Below are 19611 nucleotides of genomic sequence, written 5' to 3'. Positions count from 1 at the left end.
TTAAGCATGCGGTTTAGACCGAGAATTCAGCCATCTTATCCCACTCCGTCTTACCTGGAATGGAAGTATTGATGATGTCCGGGGTCTCCACCAGGTACTTCGGGAACTCCTCGCAGGAGCGCTTGAAGTGCTCGGTGTTGACGTGGTCGACGTCAGTGCCATCCTTGTAGGACTCAAGCAGCAGGAAGCGCTGCTTGTCTTCCGGATCGCGGAACCACTTGAAGTCGATGCAGCCGGGCTCTGCCTGGCATGCTTTGGTGTACCAGTCAATCTCGTCCAGGAAGGTATCCGCGTACTCGGGCTTAACGTGGAACTGTACGTTGATCAAAATCATGTGCCCCACTGTAACGCTCTCCACGAAAACGTGCAGAAGGCCCTGCCTGAGGCGGCAGGGCCTTCTGCTAGGGCGGCTTTCATAAACCGCGCGGCGGCTTAGTTGAAGAAGTACTCCGCTACGTAGACGTGGGTGCCATCAAAGGCCTGGGCTACGCCGAAACCGGTGCCATCGGTCTTGGTCACGGGCACGTCGCGGTTGAGCCAGTTCACGCGGTCCTTCGCTTCCGACTCAGTGAGCTTGTAGATGTTGCCGCTGCCCTCTTCCAGGTGGGTCAGGCCATCGCCAACATTGTCTTGGAAGGTGACCTTGCCAGCCGCGGCCTGGTTTGCCCACTCCTGGGCAATGTTCTTGGCGTTGGCATCCTCGTGGTGGCCCTGCTTCAGCAGGTGGGCGTGGGTTGCACCAACGAGCTCATTTGCCACGGCCGGGGTCGGCTTCTTAATGAAGCCTGGCAGCTCGACGTTGTACTGCTTGGCCAGGTCATAAGCCTGCGCAGGCAGCTCGATCTCTAAAGAGTTGACCTGCTCAACGGCCTGGGAGGACAGCTGGTTCAGTTCCTGCGGCTGTGCGGAGGAAAAGTTGACCGGGGCGGCCTGGGCCGCGGAGACCGACAAAGCGGCGCTAAGGGATGCTGCCACGGCGGCAGTAGCGGACAGACGGGAAACACGACGGAAGGAATTCATGCCTTCTACCGTGCCATACAACTGCGAGCGCAGTGAAGGTCTGCTCGGCTCTAGGGGATTTTCGATACCACTTTGTTATCCCCTGCCGGCGTCAGCGCCACGACGTGAAAGAATGACCGAAGGCTAGCTTTCACAATTATTCGAAAGGTTGATCACTGTTGCTGGACGTCTTAACCGGCTTCGCCATCATTTTTGTGGTTATCGGGGTGGGCTTCTTCTTGGCTCACCGAGGCGTTATTGGCGAGGGCGAGGCGCGCCTGCAGTTCAACCGCACAGCGTTCTGGGCAGCCACCCCGGCGCTGATTTTTTCCAGCGTGGCCACCTCAGATACCTCTGCCTTCACCTCTCCCGTTGTCGCTGTCATTGCGATTGCTTCAGTCACCACGATGGCACTGTATGGGTTGCTCAGCGCACTGTTCTTCCGGCGAAGCGGAGCAGAAACGATGGCCGGTGCGGCAGCGGCAAGCTATTACAACTCCGTCAACATTGGACTGCCCATCGCGACCTATGTCATCGGTGATGCCACCTTTGTGGTGCCAGCACTCGTACTCCAGATGGCGGTACTCTCCCCCTTCATCATCGCCGGCCTCAACGCTCAGGGGACAAGCCTGCGTTCGATCGCCAGCTCCGTGGTTTCCGGACTTACGGCACCTGTCGTCATCGCGGCCATCGCCGGCTTCATCGTTTCTGCAGCTGGCTGGCAGGTCCCCGATGTCATCATGGCACCCCTCGAGATCCTCGGTGGTGCTTCCATTCCGATGATCCTCATGAGTTTCGGAGCCTCCCTTACAGGTAAAGGGTTGCTGACCAACGACCGCCTGCCGACGATTACCGCCACGGTTCTTAAGCTCATTGCCATGCCAGCCATCGCCTTAGCGGCAGGCCTAGCCTTGGGGCTGAGCGGCAACGAGCTTTACGCAGCGCTCATCTTGGCCGCGCTTCCGACCGCGCAGAACGTCTACAACTATGCCGCGACCTACCAATCGGGAGAAACGGTGGCGCGCGATACGGTCTTCCTCACCACCTTCCTCTCCCTGCCGGCCATGCTGGCTATCGCCGGGTTCTTTGGGTAGGGCTAGGCCAAACCGTCAAGCACTAGCCTTCGAGCTTCTCCCCCAGCTCCAGCCACTCCATCTCGAGTTCTTCGCGCTCGGCGGCAACGGCTTTGAGCTCGGTGTCGAGCTTCGCTAGCTCACCACTGTCCCCCTCACCAGAGGACATCTTCTCCGCGGCTTGTGCCATCTTTTCATTCAGCTTCGCGGTCTTGTCGTCGAGCTTGCTCATCTTGCGTTCCAGCGCATTCATTTTCTTGGTCAGCTCGCGCTCTTCCTGAGAGCTCAAACGCTTGGTCGGGGCGGCTTCCGCGCTTTGTTCGTCGGTGTTCTTGGAGCTCTCCCCCAAGTCGAGAACGCCGCGGGCGGTGGCAGCTTCCATTTCTTGGCGGCGACGCAAGTATTCCTCAATGCCTCCCGGCAGGTTGGTGAGCTTGCCATCCCCAAACAGCGCATACGTGTTATCGGCGATGCGCTCGATGAGGTAACGATCGTGGGAAATCACCACCAGGGTGCCGGGCCACGAATCTAGAAGAGACTCCAGCTCCTGAAGAGTATCGATGTCGAGATCGTTCGTGGGCTCGTCGAGAAGCAGCACATTCGGCTCTGCCATGAGCACGCGGGTCAGCTGCAGGCGGCGGCGCTCACCACCGGAAAGATCGCCGACCGGCGTGCGCTGGCGCTTGGCGGAAAAGCCCAGACGTTCAGCCAGCTGAGAGGCGGAGAGCTCCTTCTTTCCCAGGTGGACGTAGGTGGCGACGTCCTCGACGGCGTCGAGAAGCCGGCGCTGCGGATCCAAGTCATCGAGTTCTTGGCGAAGCCAGCCCAGCCGCACGGTCTTGCCCTCGATGCGCTTGCCGGCGGCGAGCCCTACTTCACCCGCAAGGGCGCGCAGCAGCGTGGTCTTGCCCGAACCGTTAACACCGACGAGGCCGATGCGCTCGCCCGGCGCCAGCCGCCAGGTGAGGTGATCCACCAGCGTGCGGCCATCCGGGGTTGTGACCTTGGCATCCTCAAGCTCAATGACGACGCGCCCCTGGCGCTGCTTAGAGAAGGCCATGAGCTCAACCTTGTCACGCGGCGCAGGAACATCCGCGATGAGTGCCTCAGCCGCCTCAATGCGGTAGCGCGGCTTCGAGGTACGGGCCGGTGCCCCGCGGCGCAGCCACGCCAGCTCTTTGCGCGCCAAGTTCTGCCGGCGCTGCTCGATAGCATCAGCTTGGCGGGCACGCTCGGCGCGGGCAAAGGTCCAGTCGTTATAGCCACCCTCGTAAGCATCGACGACACCATCGTGCACCTCCCAGGTCGTGGTGGCGACGGTGTCGAGGAACCAGCGATCGTGCGTGACGACGACGACCGCCAGCTTGCGCGAAAGTAAGTGGCTGGCCAACCATTGCACGCCTTCGACGTCAAGGTGGTTGGTCGGCTCATCGAGCACCACAATATCGAGGTCTTGAACAAGTGCGGCGGCCAGGTTGACGCGGCGGCGCTCACCACCAGAGAGCGAGCCCACAGGGGTGTCTAGCCCTAGGTCAACGATGCCGAGGCCACCGAGGACATCGCGCACCTTGGCATTAGACGCCCATTCGAATGTCTCCAACCCAAGCGGCTCGATGATGACCTGGGCGATGGTGAGGGACTCCTCCAGCTCAAAGCGCTGGGTTACCACCGCCATGCGCAAATCCGAATTGTGGGACACACGGCCCGAGTCCGGGGATTCGATGCCGGTGAGGACCTCCAGCAGCGTGGTTTTGCCGCCGCCGTTGACGCCGACGATGCCGATACGATCACCGGTTTGCACGCCGAGGGAGACCCCGTCCAGCAGGGTCTTGAGACCAAAGGACTTGGTTACATTTTCAAGGTTAATGAGGTTCGCCATATCGAGAGTTCATCTTAGTGTCTCAGCGTGGCTGAACGAAGAACGCAGCCGCTGCCCCTACAACAGGGTGGCGCCTGACGCCGGTCCCGTGGTTACTAGGCCATTGGTGCCGCGGTTATCGGCGCAGACCTGGGCCACTACTTCCTGCGCGGTCTCCTCATCTTCACAGAGGAAGGCACAGGTTGGCCCAGAGCCGGAGACAATCCCTTTGAGGGCGCCGGCGGCCTCACCAGTATCAAGAATCTTGCGCAGGTCTGGGCGTAGCGAAAGGGCTGCCGGTTGGAGGTCGTTGTGCATCACCGCGGCGAGCTCGCGAGGGTTGCCGCCCACGAGGGCTTGCCCCACGGCTTCAGTGTCGAGGTGCGGTGTGCTTCCGCGGCCGGCAGCGCGCAATTCGTCCAGCTTGCGGAAGACAGAGGGCGTTGACAAGCCCTCCACATTGGTGATGATTGCCCAGATATAACGCCCACGCGAGAGCATCGGCGTCAAGAGCTCGCCGCGCCCGCGCCCCAAGGCCGTGCCACCCATGAGGGTAAAAGGAACGTCGGAACCCAGATCCGCGGCAAGCTCGTAGAGCTTCTCCATACTGAGCGGCTCGCGGCCAAACTCGGTACCCAACGCCTGATTAGCCAGAAGCAGGGCTGCGGCGGCATCGGCAGAACCGCCAGCCATGCCGCCGGCGGCCGGGATACTCTTTTCCATCGTGAGCGTTCCAGCAGCCGGCAGCATGAGGCTCTGTGCCACCAATTCCACCGCGCGCCATGCCAGATTCTCGGTCGTTGCCGGAACGCCCTTCGCATGGTTGCCGGTGACTTCCACGGTGCTTCCCTCGCTCCAGCGGTAGCTCACGCGATCGTGCACGTCGAGAGACTGGAAGACGGTAGCTAGCTCGTGGAAACCATCCGCGCGGGCCTCACCGACGCCCAAGTGTAGGTTGACCTTGGCGTGGGCGCGCGCCTGCCAAAGCTGCGGGGACTCGTTTACCGTCTTGCTCATGAGACTTCCGCCAATCGAACGAAGTCCTCCACGCCCAGCTTCTCACCGCGCAGGCGCGGATCGATTTCCGCCGCGCGTAACGCTTCCTCTGCTGCCGCGGCGGAACCATAAAAGCCCGCTAAGGCGGCGCGAAGCGTTTTGCGGCGTTGGGCAAAGGCGGCGTCGATCAGCGCAAAGAGCCGTGGTCGCAGCTCCTCGTCGAAAGGGCGGGTGCAGTCGATACGCACCAGTCCTGACTCGATCTTGGGTGCCGGCCAAAACACGTTCTTGCCAATCGTGCCGGCTTGGCGGACGGGGCCATAAAAAGATGCTTTCACACTAGGTATGCCATAGACCTTGCTGCCCGGCGCGGCGGCGAGGCGTTCAGCTACCTCCAGCTGCACCATGACCAGAACACGGCGAATCGATGGGTAGACCTCCAACAGGTGGAGCAGCACCGGCACCGCCACGTTATAGGGCAGGTTGGCCACCAAGGCGGTCGGCTCCCCCAGCTCCCCCGCCTCAACGGTGAGTGCATCCTTCTCCACCACGGTGAGGCGCTCCGCAAAGTCGCCCGCCCGCGCGGCCACAGTGTCTGGGAGCTTGCCTGCCAGACGCGGGTCAATCTCGACTGCCGTGACGTGCTCCACCTCTCCCAACAGCCCCAAGGTCAGCGAACCCAGACCAGGGCCGACTTCCACCACGCGATCCTCCGAACTCAGGTCCGCAGCGGCAACAATGCGCCGGATGGTGTTGGGGTCATGGAGAAAGTTCTGGCCCAGCTTCTTCGTCGGCGTCACATCGAGCTCAGCGGCGAGCTCGCGGATTTCCACCGGGCCTAGCAGGTGGGGTTGTGTCATGTCATCCAGACTAATACGCGCGGCTCGGAAGCTTTAGCGCAGACCAAGCTTCGAGGTGCAGGCGGGCCATGCACCCCAGCCCTGTGCGGCCTGAACCTTCTGGGCCACAGCAATCTGCTGCTCGCGGGAGGCCTGCCATGCCTGCGGGGCGTACTCGGTTCCGCCAAAAGCAGCCCAGGTCGACGGGGTGAACTGCAGACCACCGGAGAAACCGTTGCCGGTGTTGATGGACCAGTTGCCGGTAGCTTCACACTGCGCCAGGGCATCCCACACGGAGCCCTCGGCAACGGCCGGGGCGGTGGACTTGGGCTTGGTGCCGCGCGCGATCACGGCGGCGACGGCCTCATTGCGGACGTCTTCCTTGATGATCTCGTTGGACTCTTCCTTACCGTTGACCTTCACAATCTTGCGGGTCACGGTACGGGAACCAGGGGTGCCTTCCTCGCGGACTTCCTCGGTTCCCTCTTCCAACTCAGGATCGTCGACAAAGTCGGCGGGGGCATCGAAGTCTTCGGTCTTTTCTTCCTCGGAAATCTCGACGCGGTCCACAGTGATGGCCGTGCCGGCCTTAACCGGGGTATCCAACGCTGGGGATACTCGGTCATCCTTGCCCACGGAAATTCCACGGGCTTCCAGCACGTCTTCCACGGTTTTAGCGGCAACGCTGGCGTAGGAGACGGAACCGCCGTCAGAAATCTTGATGATCTTCGGGGACGTAACCTCAAGGTTCATGCCCTCAGTCACCGTTTCATCCTCCTTCACGGTCTTGGAGCCGGAAGTGATGGCAGCTCCCGGGGCGATACCATCGAGGCCGCCCAATAGGTCAGAGACCGTGAGTTCAGTGGAGGAAAGCTGCTTTTCAACACCATCGATGGTCACCGCAACCGGCTTAGCGGTACGAACGGTGATCGAATCACCGTCGGAAACCTGCTCTGACAGCGCGGGATAAACAACGTCTTCTCCCCCGACGTTGACGCCCGCAGCTTCGAGAGCGGCGTTGACATCGCCAGCGAAGGTAGCCAGCTCGGTGGTCTCACCATTGACGTCGAGCGTGATGTCCTTCTGGGCACCAACGGCAACAACACCACCCACGGCAAGGGTGCCGAGCACACCGCCGGTGGCCATGCGCAGCGGCAAGGAGCGGGAGTTATTGATTCGCTTGATCTGCTTCTTCGGGGACATAAACCTTTACTCGTCTCTGCGATGCTGTGTGCACGAAAGGCAGCTTCCTACCTTTGGCACCTGTCATGGCGCACTCTGGGCGCGCCGGCCGGCAACATCAAGGCCGGACTAACTTTGAATAACGATACGGTAACAGAACTCAACGATCGAGACGTATTTACACGCCAGGACCACTAGCAACACACTTGCCACAACAAGCACGCACGCCACCTATGAGCAGCACTTTTGCGTTGGGTGAGAATCGTCACACTCCGAAGACCTGCGCGAAGGTATCAGTCACCTCGGCAGCCAAATCCTCCACCTTTTGACCGCGCGCTTCGGCCACGCAGCGATAGGTGTGCCCGATCAAGGATGGTTCGTTGCGCGCACCGCGGAAAGGCTCCGGTGTCATATACGGCGCATCCGTCTCAATGAGCAGTTGGCCGGCTGGGGCAAGCGCTGCGGCCTGGCGCATTTCTTCGTTGCGCTTGAAAGTCACATTGCCAGCGAAGGAAAGAACATAACCGCGCTCAAGGGCTTCTTTGGCTACCTCCAACGGTGAAGAGAAACAGTGCAGCATCACCTTCGGCGCCTGGGCGCACTCCCCCAGTACGCGCATAAGATCTTCATCAGCCTCACGATTGTGGATCATCAGTGTCTTGCCCACCTTCGCCGCCAACTCGGCGTGCCAGCGCAGCGCTTCCTCTTGGACCTCAAGGGGTGCGGTGCGCTCCGGCTCGTGGTGAATCCAGTAGGTATCCAACCCCGTTTCCCCAATGGCCACGCAGCGTGGGTCCGCTGCCATCTCGATCAGGCGCGCGCGGGCGGCCTCATCGAGTTCTTGAGCCTTCGTCGGGTGAATCGCGCAGGCCGCATACACGTTGTCGAACTCGTGTGCTGCGGCCAAAGCCTTCTCCGCCTCGGCCAAACCATCACCCACGGTGACGATGCGCTCAACTCCAGCAGCATGAGCGCGGGCAACAAGGTCAGCGTCGGCGTCGCGGCAGGAGGCGAGGTGCGTATGGGCGTCGATAAGCTGGCTCATACCTTCGGCGGGCACGGGCGTGGGGCGTGGCTTCTTCTTAGACATGGCTGCGAGTGTAGTCACCGACTTAGGCCAGCCCCTAACGCTGAGCTATCAAGTTGCATGAGAAGTTCGGCTTTGCCACTGTAGGAACGTTAAAAGAAGTCAGCCGCAAAGCTGGGCGCTGGATAGACCTCACCCACTTGCAACTCATGGTTTAAGGAACATCATGCACGTTCGTCCCGCAGAGCTTGCCGACGCCCCCGCAATCTCCGCCATCTACAATGCCGCCTCCGCTGCGAAGCCGGCCACTAACCTCGTCACCTGGCAGGAGTCCGTAGAGGACCGCGAAAAGTGGCTCGCGCAGATGGAGGAGGAAGGTTTTCCCGTCTATGTGGCCGTGGACGACGACGAAATCGTTGGCTGGGCCGCCTACTTCCAGTTTGTCACCCCGGCTATCTACTACGGCACGGCGGAGGACTCTATCTATATTGCGGAGTCTGCGCGCGGCAAGGGCGTGGGCAGCGAGCTCATGGACACGCTCATGGATCACGCGAAGGAAAATGACTACGTGGAGACGATGATTACCTACATCGTGGACACCAACGAGTCCTCCATTGCTCTGCATAAGAAGTTTGGCTTCGTGGAGACCGGCCGCATGCCCAATATCCACACCAAGGATGGTGTCCGCCTCGGTCTGGTGCACCTACAGCACGACTTCGACCGCCCCTAAAGGATTGACGCCCCACCCCAGCGACGGCACTGTCTTACGCCCCGCCTCAGTGACGGCACTGCCATTGTTGCCAAAGATCTGGCCAGATCTTGAGGCAAAGCGGGAAACTTTGGCAACAACGGCGACTTCGGCTTAAACAACTTATCCTGCGCTACGCGGTCACAGACGGCAAACGTGTTAAGCCGACGCTGCCTGAAGCGGCACAATATCGTCCAACTCAGCAAGAATTTTGTCTTCTGCGACATCCAAGTCGTAGTGAGTCTGCAGCCCGAGCCAAAATTGTGGGGACATTCCAAAGTACTTGGCAAGGCGAAGAGCCGTATCGGCGGTAATAGCCCGCTTTCCGTGGACGATTTCGTTAATACGTCGAGGCGGGACCCCTATCGAAACAGCGAGTTTGTGTTGGGTAATCCCCATGCCCTTGAGAAAGTCCTCCATAAGGATTTCACCTGGGTGCACCGGGGGGAGCTTGTTAGTGGTAGTCAACGATCTCAACCTCCTCTGGCCCTAAAGCGGTCCACCGGAAGCAGATCCGCCATTGGTCATTGATACGAATACTATATTGACCCCGCCGATCGCCCTTCAAAGCTTCGAGCCTATTTCCTGGAGGAATCCGAAGCTCATCGAGCCTCTGAACGTAGCCCAATTGCCTCAGCTTGCGAAGAGCTACCGAGTGAATACGTGAATCAATCGAGAGCACCCTCTCTCGATTCCATAGACGCTCAGTGGCCCTATCCGCGAACGACTGAATCATAAACGCACCATACCCCCCTATAACGCAACACGTCAATAACGCGAGACGTTAACTCTATCTAACGTTGTAACACAAAAGCTACCCCAACTGTCGAGAACCGGCTAGGCGGCGAGCTCGTCGTCGATGTAGACATGCGTCGTCGCACGCAGGCCCGCGACTAGCATGCACAAGCTGAGCACCATGAGTCCAATAAGCACAGCGGTCCAATCGCCGGTGGCCCCGCGCACCACTCCCACGGACAGCGGTACCAGGCCCGCTAGGATGTAGCCGCCCGGCTGAACGAAGCCGGACAACCGCGCGGTCGTCAGCGCGCTCCGCGTGCGGGCGGTGAGCAGCGCCAGCGCCAGCGGGAAACACATGCCGCCGATCCCCATGAGGCTGGCCCAGGCCAGCGGGGCGGCGTCCGCAGCCACGAGAACCCCACCCCACCCAGCGCATGTGCATAGCGCCAGCACAATAGGTACGGGTGTGAGGCGGTCCAAGCGAGAAATGAGCCACGGCATGACAACGCCGCCGGCAATGTTGAAGACACCGATGACGGCAAGTGCCACACTGGCGGTGTTCTCACCCACGCCTTTTTCCACCAGCATGCGCGGTAGCCAGCCCATCTGGACATAGGCCATGGTGGACTGCAATCCAAAGAAAAAGAGCATGGCCACCGCTGTGGGCGAGGTGAACATGGGACGTTGCGCGCCCGCGCCATCAACCGTTCCGTGGGCGACGTCCCTTCCAGCCTGCGGAAGGACCACTATCCAAGCCACTAACTGGGCAATGGCGGGAAGACACCAGATCCACAACGCACCTTGCCACGATTTTTGTGTCACCGCGGACAGCGGGCCGAAGGCGCTGGAAACGCCCAACATCGTCGTGTAGGTGGTCATCAGCGCCACCAGCGTGCGGCCCGACCCATGCTGCTTGATCCATGCGGGAAGCAGCACATTTGCCAGCGCGATGCCGGCAACAACGCATAGGGTAAGCGCTACGAAAAGCGAAAAGCTACTTACCCATGGACGCAGGCCAAGCCCCACGACCAAGGCCAGCGTGCCGCCGGCCAAGGTACGGCTTAGCCCCACGCGGCGCGCGAGGGGAACCGCTGCCAAACCCATGGCCGCGAAGCACAGCCCCGGAAGTGCGGTAAGCAAACCCGCCTGGCCGGAGCTAATCCCGAAGAAGTCCTGGATCTGCCCCAGCACCGGTGCCACGGAGGCAATGCCCGAACGCAGGTTTAGCGCGGTCAGACAGACAACGACAAAGAGTAGGACGGGCGCCAGGGAGCGCCGAAACGCCGAGCCCACGCCTTTACTTCTGAACCGGGGCCCACTCTGGGCCGGTCTCACCGAGCTCCGGATCGAGCTTAGCCACCAACGGCTTCGGCTTCTGCAGCGCAGTACCCGGAGTAATGTCGACACGCTTCCACGCAGCCTGCTGCGCCGAGTAGTCACCGGTGATGATCGGGTAGGGATGGTTCTCCGGCGGGAGGTCTACGCCAACGAGCTCGACCGGCATATCATCGACCACGTCCTCAATGCGCGGCTGTGCGGCCCAGACGCCCTCACGCCCCAGGGTCTCGTGCACTTTCTGTGCGGTGAAGGGTAGGAACGGAGTCAGCATCACGTTGCAGTCGGAGACCACCTGCAGTGCGGTCCACAACACGGTGGCCAGACGCTCCCGCTGAGTCTCATCCTTGGCCAGCTTCCACGGCTCCATCGCAGCAACGTAGGCATTGGCCTCGCCGACGACGTGCATGATGGCGGTCATGGCCTGCTTGAACTTGGACTGCTCGAGGAATTCCGCGGCGGTGGTGAAGGTCTCCTCCGCCAGCGCCAGTATGTCCTTGTCTGCCGGCTCCAGCGCCGCAGGAGCCGGGACCTCGCCGAAGTTCTTGTGGGCCATCGACACCGTGCGGTTGACCAGGTTGCCCCAGCCGTTCGCAAGCTCGTTGTTGATGCGGCGCACGAACTCATCCCAGGTGAAGTCGGTGTCGTTGTTTTCCGGGCCAGCCACGGCAATGAAGTAGCGCAGCGCATCCGGGCCGAACTCCTCCAGGAAGTCCTTGACGTAGATAACGACGCCCTTGGAGGAGGAGAACTTAGAACCAGACATGGTCAGGTATTCCGAAGACACAATCTCCGTCGGCAGGTTGAGCTCACCATAGGTGTGCAGCTCACCGCCCTTGGAGCCCTTGCCCGCGTAACCCAAGAGTTCCGCTGGCCAGATTTGGGAGTGGAAGGTGATGTTGTCCTTGCCCTGGAAGTAGTAGTGACGCGCCTGCGGGTTCTGCCAGTAGTCCTTCCAGGCCTCCGGGTTACCGGTACGGTGGGCCCACTCGATGGAAGAAGACAGGTAACCAATCACCGCGTCGAACCACACATAGAGCTTCTTCGCGCCGTTGTCCTCCCAGCCTTCCACCGGGATGGGAATACCCCAGTCGATATCGCGGGTCATGGTGCGCGGGCGCATATCCTCCAGCAGGTTAAGGGAGAACTTGAGGACGTTCGGGCGCCAATCCTCACGGGTCTTCAGCCACTCTTCGAGGACGTCCTTGACCGCAGGCAGGTCCAGCAGGAAATGCTCGGTATCGATGAACTCTGGGGTTTCACCGTTGATCTTGGACACCGGGTTGATGAGATCTACCGGATCGAGCTGGTTGCCGCAGTTATCGCACTGGTCACCGCGCGCGCCTTCGGCGCCACACAGCGGGCAGGTGCCCTCGATATAACGGTCGGGCAAGGTACGGCCCGTGGACGGCGAAATAGCGCCTTGGGTGGTCTCCTTAAGCATGTAGCCGTTCTCGTACAGCCCCTTGAACAGCTCCTGCACCACGGCGTAGTGGTTGCGGGTGGTGGTGCGGGTAAAGAGATCATAAGACAGGCCGAGCCCAGCCAGATCAGTGACAATCTGACGGTTGTAGCGATCCGCCAGTTCACGAACCGTCACGCCTTCCTTATCCGCTTGCACGAGCAGCGGGGTGCCGTGCTCGTCGGTACCGGAAACCATGAGGACGTCGTTGCCACGCATTCGCTGGAAGCGGGCGAACACGTCGGAAGGAACGCCGAAACCCGCCACGTGTCCGATGTGGCGGGGTCCGTTGGCATAGGGCCAAGCAACATTAACGACAACTGTCTCAGTCATGGCCTCTACTCTATCGAACACCCCCTCACCGGCAATGCAGTGAGGGGGTGTATCAGAGAAATGCTCGCGCCAGAACTAGCTCTTGTTGCTGTGCTGGCGGCGGCGGGCCTTGAAGGCCTGTTCGCGCTGGAACTCGCGGTGCAGGCGACGCTCACGCGCCAGCTTGCGCTGGAAGGCCTGGGACTCGCGGTACTCGCGGTAAATCACGTCGTTACTCAAGTCCTTGAAAATAGCGAACATGAGTCCAACGAGGATAAAGAGGAATGGCAGTGCTGCCACGATGGTGACGTTCTGCAGGTTCGATAGGGAATCCTCGCTCGACAGCAGCAGGGTCAGGCCGACGGCTGCAGTGAGCACACCCCACGCTGCGGATAGCCACGGCTTAGCGGTGGTTGCACCGGACTGGGACATCGAGCCCATGACTGTCGACGCCGAGTCGGCCGACGTAATAAAGAACGTAGCCAGCAGCAGAGCGGCAACGATGCCTGCAATGAAACCACCAGGCAGGTTCTGCAAAAGGTTGAACAGCTCCTGCTCGGCAGATTCACCGGAGATAGAGTTGCCCTTCTGCTCCATGTGAATAGCGGTACCACCGAAGATGGCAAACCACACAGTGGAGACACCAGCCGGGACGAGAAGCACGCCAACGCAGAACTCGCGGACGGAACGACCACGGGAAATGCGGGCGAGGAACATACCCACGAACGGCGACCAGGAAACCCACCAAGCCCAGTAGAAGATGGTCCACGTCGACAGCCACTCACCAGCAGTTCCGTTGTCAGACTCGGCGGTACGAGCGATCATCTCAGTGAAGTTCGCCAGATAGTTACCAATGGAACCCGGAATCTGGTTCAGGATCGACACCGTGGGGCCAAAAATGAACACGAAAATGGCCAGCAGAGCCGCCAGAACCATGTTGGTGTTGGACAGGTACTGAATGCCCTTACCCACGCCGGACATGGCAGATAGAAGGAAGGCCAAGGTCAAAACGAGAACGATGCCGATGACGACCTTCTGAGTCGGGTTCTCAATGATTCCGGAGGCTTCCAACCCGGCCTGAATCTGCATAGCGCCCAGTCCCAGTGAACATGCGGTACCGAAGACTGTGGCAAAGATGGCCAAGATATCAATGATCTTGCCAACGAAGCCATCGGCCGCGCGCTGACCGATCAGTGGCACGAAGGCTTGACTTAACAGCTGCTTACGGCCGATACGGAAGGTGGAATAGGCAATGGCGAGACCCACGATGGCATATACAGCCCACGGGTGCAGGGTCCAGTGGAACATGGCCGTGGCCATCGAAGTTCCTACCTCGTGCTCGCTATGGCCTGGGACACCGTTCTTAAAGTAATTAAGTGGCTCGGATGCGCCGTAGAACATCAAGCCGATGCCCATGCCGGCCGCGAACATCATCGCAATCCAAGAGACCGTGGAGAATTCCGGCTCTTCGTTGATCTTGCCCAAGCGAATGGTGCCGAACTTAGAAGCAGCAATGCAAATAACAAAAATAACGAAGATGGTCCCGAAGAGCACATAGGCCCATCCAAAGTTATTCACAACAAAGCTCAGCGCGTTACCAGAGAAGGAAGCAAAGCTCTCCGGCGCTGCCAAGCCCCATGCCACGATGGCAGCGATGAGCAGACCGGCGAACCCCACAATGGTCCAGTCAATCGGTGAATCGATACCGCCGGGCCCAAACTCGTCGGTTTCTTCTTGTTCTTCTACTGGGGTAGCTGCAGCCGCAGGATCGAACGCCTTGTTGGTGAGCATATCCTGGAGCTGGCTCGTGGCTGAGGATGCCTCGAGGCGCTCGTCGACAGTGCGGTATTCCTCCACCGCCGCCGGCGAGCTCTGTTCTTGGGAGGCAGCCGAAGACACCCCCGTGTCCTTCACATTGTCTGAATTGGTCGAGTCTGTCATAACTACCGACCTTGGTGCTGTCTCATCAACTAGTCAAACTAAATCAGAAACAAAAAGACTATTCGCCACATGCATTTCGGGCATATAGCGTTCCTCAAGCATCTGTCACGAGCTTCTTTACGCGACCGTTATTCCACTGCAACTGCCGGTTCTGTACCGCAACTGTGCAGCTTGCCAGCTTGTTCGAAGGCATTTCGGAGATATGACACCCCTACCACGCATGCCGCGGCCACGCCGGGCGACATAACGATGCCATAACGATTCCCGCGAAAGAGACGGCCATCACTTGTTCTTATTCGTGCAGCTCAGCCACGGGCCGCAAGGTAGGCATCATAAAGCTCACGATTGGACCACGCCGTTCCCGCGGCGGCTTGCTTGCAGGCATCCTTGGCCCGCACGCCGCGTTCAACCTCTGCGCGAACCTGCTCCACGAGGGTCTCCAACGACACGGGTGCGGCATCACCGCCCTCGATCACTACGGTGATCTCACCCCGCGCATTCTCTTGCGCCCATTCGGCAAGCTCGCCCAAGCAACCACGCTTAATCTCCTCATATGTCTTCGTCAGCTCGCGGCACACTGCAGCGCGACGGTCGGCGCCGAGGATCTCTGAGGCGTCGCCAAGCGTCTGCGCCAAACGGTGTGGGGACTCGAAGAAAGCAATAGCGCGCTGCTCCCCCACCAAGGACTCGAGCCACGCCTTACGCGGGCCGGGCTTGCGCGGCGGGAAAGCATCGAAGAGAAAGTGGCCTACCCCTAAGCCCGACAGGGCGAGGGCAGTCGGCACCGCAGAGGGCCCGGGGAAACACGTCACGGGCACGCCCGCCTCCACGGCGGCGGTCACGATGGAGTGCCCCGGATCAGAAACTACCGGCATGCCGGCATCCGACACGACAAGTACGGTTCCCGTCTGGGCAGCGGCGACCAACGTGCGTGAGCGCTCCTCCTCGTTGTGGTCGAAGTTGGAGACCACCTTGCCGCGGATTTCTACTCCTAACGCCTGGGCCAAGTTGCGGACACGGCGAGTATCCTCCGCGGCAATCACATCTGCGTGGCCCAAAGCGTGCATGAGACGGGCGGAAGCATCACCGGGATTTCCCAGCGGGGTGGCGGCGAGGATGACACCGCGGGGCAGGGGTTCAAGCTGAAGACTCATACTCCCCAGCATTGCACATGCAAGCTAGACTCTTCCGGGTGAGTACCGCAACCCCTACAGATCGATCTGGCCGCCGCAAGCGCACGCGCCCCTCCGCCACGCGTGGCGCCCATACCCGGCCGGCACCGCCTGCCCCTCGGCCCTACACCTGGACCCGGGCCGACTCGATCAGCACTGCGATCATTGGTGTCTTGGCTTTTCTCACACGATTCATTGGTCTGGCTGCTCCGGTTTCTGAAGGCACACCCGTCTTCGACGAAAAGCACTACGTTCCGCAGGCCTGGGACATGGTCACCAGCTGGCACAACCTCTTCCTCGGCGGTATTGAATCTAACCCGGGCTACGGCTTGGTTGTGCATCCGCCGCTGGCCAAGCAGATCATCGCGATATCAGAAGCGCTTTTCGGCTATACCCCACTGGGATGGCGGGCCATGGCCGCGCTTTTCGGAGTGGGCACAGTAATGCTCACCATGGCGCTGGCTCGCCGCTTGTCTGGTTCGTGGCAGGTGGGATTCCTGGCTGGCCTGCTCGCCGTGTGCGATGGCGTACTGCTCGTAGCCTCCAAATTCGGAATGCTCGACATCTTCCAAGTCTTCTTTGTGGTTGCCGCCGCGTGGGCTTTGGCGCGGGATCACCAGCAGATGCGTGAGCGCCTCCACGCCGCCTTCGTGTCGGGGACCATGGGTGACTCCGACTTCGGGCCCCGTTTTGGGTTCCGGTGGTGGCGTTTTACGGCCGGCGTTTTCCTGGGGCTGACGTTGTCGGTCAAGTGGTCCGGCCTGTACTACATCATGTTCTTCGGTCTGATGAGCGTTTTCTCGGACCTCGCGCTGCGCCGCCTCTACGGCGTGCGCCGCTACATCGTGGGCACGCTGGTACGCGATACGCCAGCGGCCCTCGCCTCGATCGTCGCGGTTCCTGTGGCACTGTACACCTGGTCTTGGCGTGCGTGGTTCGCTGATGAAACCGCTGTTTACCGCCACGCCAAAGTAGACGGCACTATTGAAGAGGGCTCTTGGTTGCTCCATCTCCCCGAGCCACTCGCCGGCTGGTTTTACTACCACTCTTCCGTGTTGGAGTTTCATGCCTCTTTGACAACCTCCGGTGGGCACAGCCACCCCTGGGATTCCAAGCCGTGGGCTTGGTTGGTGGCTGCACGCCCTATCCTCTACTACTCCGCCACGGACATCTCCTGCGGGGACGGCAACTCCTGCCGCAAGATGCTGTATCTCTTTGGCACTCCCGCCATCTGGTGGCTGGTCATCCCAGCTGTGCTGTGGGGCCTGTGGTCCCTGCTCGTTCGCCGCAACCGCGCCTTCCTCATCCCGCTCGTGGGTGCCGCGGCGGGATTCCTGCCCTGGCTGGCCGTTTTCGACCGTCAAATGTATTTCTTTTACGCCACGGCGTTCATCCCATTTGTCATCGTGCTGATATCTCTGGCCTTGGGACAAATGATTGGGCGCGGCCGTGTTGTGCAGTGGCGCTGGCTCACAGGACTCTTTGGTACCGCGATGCCCTTGGGTACCTTCCTCACGGTGTGTTACGCCGCGCTCGTGGTGGCGATGTTCGCCTACTTCTCCCCGATTCTTTATGGATACCTCATACCGGATTCGTGGTACAGCTCCATGATGTGGCTGCCATCCTGGTCCTAACGCGGGCTAGCGGACAACGTCCGGTAAATATCCCGCAGCAGGAATCCCCGGTCCGCCGCCCAGGCCCAGCCCAAGCTGGCGGTGGCCAAGCCCGTGCCGATGAGGATATAAACCTGCCCCGCGGCGACGCTGCCCAGGGCAAAATCGCGCATGGTAAAACCGCACAGGAATGCGAACATCGTGCACGCTACCGGCAACAATCCAGGTGCCGAAGCGGGGCGCCATGCCGCAAAAGCCAAGCCACTTGCAAGGCCGAAACGCAGCGCCGCAGCCTCCATCAGCAGGTGCGCGCGCCCTGGGTCAGCCCCTTCCGCGAGGGTTCCTTCGCTCGATAAGGTGGTCAAACCTGAGGCACTAACAACGACCACGACCGCCCACACCAAAAACGCCAGGGACAACACTCCGAGGGATACTCGCGCCAACGTCAGCGACGCCTGCCGCGTGCTGGAAGCGCGCTGCCATTCCGGCTCCACGCCGGCGAGGATCACCTCAGACAAATCGTGCGGCGGAACGCCTGCCGGTTCCACGAGGCTCAAGGAATGTGTTAGGGCTGCCGCCTTATCCCGGAAAGCCGCGCACTCGGGGCATCCCGATACGTGCGCTTCAATAACATCCGGTGAGAGCTGCGGGGCTTCCCCGTCCAGCTGTGCGGAAATGGCCGCCTGCACCTGCTCATGCGTCAGCACGGCTCAGCACCCCATCCACGCTGGCCCGGCCAGAGCCAAAAACGACAATCATGAGCAGCGACACGATGAGAACCAGCGGATACTCGACGCCACCATGGGCTGCAAAAAGGCCATTGCCCATGTGCACAAAATACAAAGCACAGGCCATGAGGAGAGCCAAAGCCCCCGCCACAAAGGTGGTGAGCAGGCCTACGACCAGCGCCACGCCTCCCAGCATTTCTGCGAAGGCAGCCAAGTACGCGGAAGTATGCGGCTGCGGGACACCAAGTGCGGAAAACTGCCCGGTTATTTCATCCATTCCGCTAAAAAACATCTTGTCTACACCGTGCGCCACGAAGATGACTCCCAGTACCGCGCGGAAGATCAGGAGCGCGGCATCGCGTACGGCGGGTCTATTCATGGTTCATAGACTACCCTGGATGGCCACCTCTCTCCGAAAGGACTCCCTCCCAGCATGCACTTGTGGACTTCACTGGACACTCCCCTCGGCCGCCTCACCCTCGTAGGGTCCGCGCGAGGCTTATCGCAGGTGTATTTCCCTGACGAGGCCCCAAATCTCAACGGCCAGCGGCGCCTCACCGATCGCTCAGATAGCGCCTGGTCGAGCGTTAAGGTTCTCGTCGCGGCCACCCAACAGATCACCGAATACTTCGCCGGCACGCGGCGAGACTTCGAGCTGCTACTCGACGTCCCTGCATCTCCTGACACCTTCCGCGCCCGAGCACAACGCGCGCTTCGTGATATTCCCTTCGGTGAGCGCTGGACCTATTCACGCCTTGCCTCCGCGGCTGGGAGCGCCCAAGCTGCCCGCGCCGCAGGCAGCGCCTGCGCCAGCAACCCTCTGCCTATCGTGGTGCCCTGCCACCGCGTCGTACCAGCAAGCGGCGGCTTGGGGTCTTACCGCGGGGGCGTTGCCGCAAAGCGGCTACTGCTGGAGCACGAAGCGGGGAACCAATGAGTAAGTATTACAGTCTAAAAAGGCATGACTAGTACACAAATGGCAAATGATACGAGACTTGTTTATGACGCGGCAGGGCTTGGCCGCCCCGCGTGGGCAATGACTTCCCCACTGCTCAAGGAGTATTACGACACTGAATGGGGCATGCCTGTCCACGAAGAATCCGCGCTGCTGGAACGCCTCTGTCTGGAAGGCTTCCAGGCAGGGCTGAGCTGGGAGCTAGTACTGCGCAAGCGTGATGCTTTCCGCGCTGCTTTCGTGGGGTTTGATGCGGACCTTCTGGCCAGCTTTGGTGAGGAGGAAGTCGAGCGTTTGATGAACAATCCAGGAATTATTCGCAACCGTCTCAAAATCAACGCGGTGCTCGCTAACGCGCGAGCCACGGTGGCCTTGCGCGAGCAGGGCGGGTTGGACGAATTCATATGGAGCTTCTTGCCTGAAGAAACCATCGCGCCGGAAAGCGAAGAAGATATCCCGAAATACACAAAAGAAGCCTTGGACATGTCCAAGGCTTTGAAGAAGGCCGGGTTCAAGTTCGTCGGCCCAGTGACCTGCTTTTCCCTCATGACGGCCATCGGGATGGTGGATGCCCACCTTCTGGGCTCACATCGCCGCGGGAGCTCGGGAGTGTGGTCGGCCTAGCGCTCAGCG

At 60.6% G+C, this 19611-nt stretch carries 20 protein-coding genes; 5 read left to right on the top strand and 15 right to left on the bottom strand.

The features are described from left to right. Positions 1-13: 13 nt before the first annotated feature. On the bottom strand, positions 14-334 hold the full coding sequence (locus HMPREF2781_RS11550; RefSeq protein WP_070447180.1) for a putative quinol monooxygenase: 321 nt from the start codon (positions 332-334) through the stop codon (positions 14-16). 98 nt (positions 335-432) lie between these two features. Continuing rightward, a complete protein-coding gene (locus HMPREF2781_RS11545; protein ID WP_236659297.1) occupies positions 433-1020 on the bottom strand; it encodes a hypothetical protein in 588 nt (195 codons plus the stop codon). Positions 1021-1178: 158 nt separating this feature from the next. Here HMPREF2781_RS11545 and HMPREF2781_RS11540 point away from each other — a divergent pair, with 158 nt between their 5' ends. Beyond that, a complete protein-coding gene (locus tag HMPREF2781_RS11540) occupies positions 1179-2093 on the top strand; it encodes an AEC family transporter (protein ID WP_070447185.1) in 915 nt (304 codons plus the stop codon). Between the two features lie 22 nt (positions 2094-2115). Here HMPREF2781_RS11540 and HMPREF2781_RS11535 read toward each other — a convergent pair whose 3' ends face one another. The 5 genes from HMPREF2781_RS11535 to HMPREF2781_RS11515 form a co-directional block, all read right to left on the bottom strand. After that, positions 2116-3951: an ABC-F family ATP-binding cassette domain-containing protein gene (locus HMPREF2781_RS11535; RefSeq protein ID WP_070447187.1), complete on the bottom strand. Its 1836-nt coding sequence runs from the start codon at positions 3949-3951 to the stop codon at positions 2116-2118. Between the two features lie 57 nt (positions 3952-4008). After that, on the bottom strand, positions 4009-4947 hold the full coding sequence (locus HMPREF2781_RS11530) for a 4-(cytidine 5'-diphospho)-2-C-methyl-D-erythritol kinase (RefSeq protein WP_070447189.1): 939 nt from the start codon (positions 4945-4947) through the stop codon (positions 4009-4011). After that, a complete protein-coding gene (gene rsmA, locus HMPREF2781_RS11525) occupies positions 4944-5786 on the bottom strand; it encodes a 16S rRNA (adenine(1518)-N(6)/adenine(1519)-N(6))-dimethyltransferase RsmA (RefSeq protein WP_070646156.1) in 843 nt (280 codons plus the stop codon). The genes HMPREF2781_RS11530 and rsmA overlap by 4 nt, the downstream gene beginning before the upstream one ends. Before the next feature lie 33 nt (positions 5787-5819). Next, complete coding sequence (locus HMPREF2781_RS11520; protein ID WP_070646153.1) at positions 5820-6968, bottom strand: resuscitation-promoting factor; 1149 nt, start codon at positions 6966-6968, stop codon at positions 5820-5822. Positions 6969-7212: 244 nt separating this feature from the next. After that, entirely contained in the window at positions 7213-8037 is an 825-nt protein-coding gene (locus HMPREF2781_RS11515; RefSeq protein ID WP_070447195.1) for a TatD family hydrolase, read from the bottom strand. 163 nt (positions 8038-8200) lie between these two features. On the opposite strand from HMPREF2781_RS11515, the gene HMPREF2781_RS11510 reads away from it, so the two are divergent. After that, the gene (locus HMPREF2781_RS11510) at positions 8201-8704 is read left to right on the top strand and encodes a GNAT family N-acetyltransferase (RefSeq protein ID WP_070646150.1); all 504 of its coding nucleotides are present in this window, start codon (positions 8201-8203) and stop codon (positions 8702-8704) included. A gap of 177 nt (positions 8705-8881) precedes the next feature. Here HMPREF2781_RS11510 and HMPREF2781_RS11505 read toward each other — a convergent pair whose 3' ends face one another. The 6 genes from HMPREF2781_RS11505 to rsmI form a co-directional block, all read right to left on the bottom strand. Continuing rightward, the gene (locus HMPREF2781_RS11505) at positions 8882-9142 is read right to left on the bottom strand and encodes a HigA family addiction module antitoxin (RefSeq protein ID WP_070447199.1); all 261 of its coding nucleotides are present in this window, start codon (positions 9140-9142) and stop codon (positions 8882-8884) included. Positions 9143-9176: 34 nt separating this feature from the next. Then, a complete protein-coding gene (locus tag HMPREF2781_RS11500; RefSeq protein WP_070565735.1) occupies positions 9177-9458 on the bottom strand; it encodes a type II toxin-antitoxin system RelE/ParE family toxin in 282 nt (93 codons plus the stop codon). A 101-nt stretch (positions 9459-9559) separates the two neighbouring features. After that, on the bottom strand, positions 9560-10753 hold the full coding sequence (locus tag HMPREF2781_RS11495; RefSeq protein ID WP_070646147.1) for an MFS transporter: 1194 nt from the start codon (positions 10751-10753) through the stop codon (positions 9560-9562). 4 nt (positions 10754-10757) lie between these two features. Further along, positions 10758-12590 carry a methionine--tRNA ligase gene (gene metG / locus HMPREF2781_RS11490; protein WP_070646144.1) on the bottom strand — a complete coding sequence of 611 codons (1833 nt, stop codon included), beginning with the start codon at positions 12588-12590 and terminating at the stop codon, positions 10758-10760. Between the two features lie 75 nt (positions 12591-12665). Continuing rightward, positions 12666-14510, bottom strand: coding sequence for a BCCT family transporter (locus tag HMPREF2781_RS11485; protein ID WP_070646141.1), 1845 nt, complete (start codon positions 14508-14510; stop codon positions 12666-12668). A gap of 305 nt (positions 14511-14815) precedes the next feature. Further along, positions 14816-15664 carry a 16S rRNA (cytidine(1402)-2'-O)-methyltransferase gene (gene rsmI, locus HMPREF2781_RS11480; RefSeq protein WP_070447208.1) on the bottom strand — a complete coding sequence of 283 codons (849 nt, stop codon included), beginning with the start codon at positions 15662-15664 and terminating at the stop codon, positions 14816-14818. Positions 15665-15702: 38 nt separating this feature from the next. On the opposite strand from rsmI, the gene HMPREF2781_RS11475 reads away from it, so the two are divergent. Next, positions 15703-17316: a dolichyl-phosphate-mannose--protein mannosyltransferase gene (locus HMPREF2781_RS11475; RefSeq protein ID WP_070447210.1), complete on the top strand. Its 1614-nt coding sequence runs from the start codon at positions 15703-15705 to the stop codon at positions 17314-17316. Here the strand turns inward: HMPREF2781_RS11475 and HMPREF2781_RS11470 are convergent. Together HMPREF2781_RS11470 and HMPREF2781_RS11465 are read right to left on the bottom strand one after the other, a co-directional pair. Then, positions 17313-18002, bottom strand: a complete 690-nt coding sequence (locus HMPREF2781_RS11470) for a zf-HC2 domain-containing protein (RefSeq protein ID WP_070646138.1) — start codon at positions 18000-18002, stop codon at positions 17313-17315. The two genes, HMPREF2781_RS11475 and HMPREF2781_RS11470, sit on opposite strands and share 4 nt — an antisense overlap. Further along, positions 17989-18402: a DoxX family protein gene (locus HMPREF2781_RS11465; RefSeq protein WP_070646135.1), complete on the bottom strand. Its 414-nt coding sequence runs from the start codon at positions 18400-18402 to the stop codon at positions 17989-17991. Before HMPREF2781_RS11465 ends, HMPREF2781_RS11470 begins: the two co-directional genes overlap by 14 nt. A 54-nt stretch (positions 18403-18456) precedes the next feature. Here HMPREF2781_RS11465 and HMPREF2781_RS11460 point away from each other — a divergent pair, with 54 nt between their 5' ends. Together HMPREF2781_RS11460 and HMPREF2781_RS11455 are read left to right on the top strand one after the other, a co-directional pair. Next, entirely contained in the window at positions 18457-18960 is a 504-nt protein-coding gene (locus HMPREF2781_RS11460; protein WP_070646131.1) for a methylated-DNA--[protein]-cysteine S-methyltransferase, read from the top strand. Between the two features lie 24 nt (positions 18961-18984). Next, entirely contained in the window at positions 18985-19602 is a 618-nt protein-coding gene (locus tag HMPREF2781_RS11455) for a DNA-3-methyladenine glycosylase I (RefSeq protein WP_083276489.1), read from the top strand. Positions 19603-19611 lie beyond the last annotated feature (9 nt).

Origin of the sequence: Corynebacterium sp. HMSC062A03 (assembly GCF_001811145.1) — a bacterium.
GTDB classification, from domain to species: domain Bacteria; phylum Actinomycetota; class Actinomycetes; order Mycobacteriales; family Mycobacteriaceae; genus Corynebacterium; species Corynebacterium aurimucosum.
The sequence above is the reverse complement of the archived record's forward strand: the minus strand, read 5'-3'. Positions and strand labels throughout refer to the sequence as shown.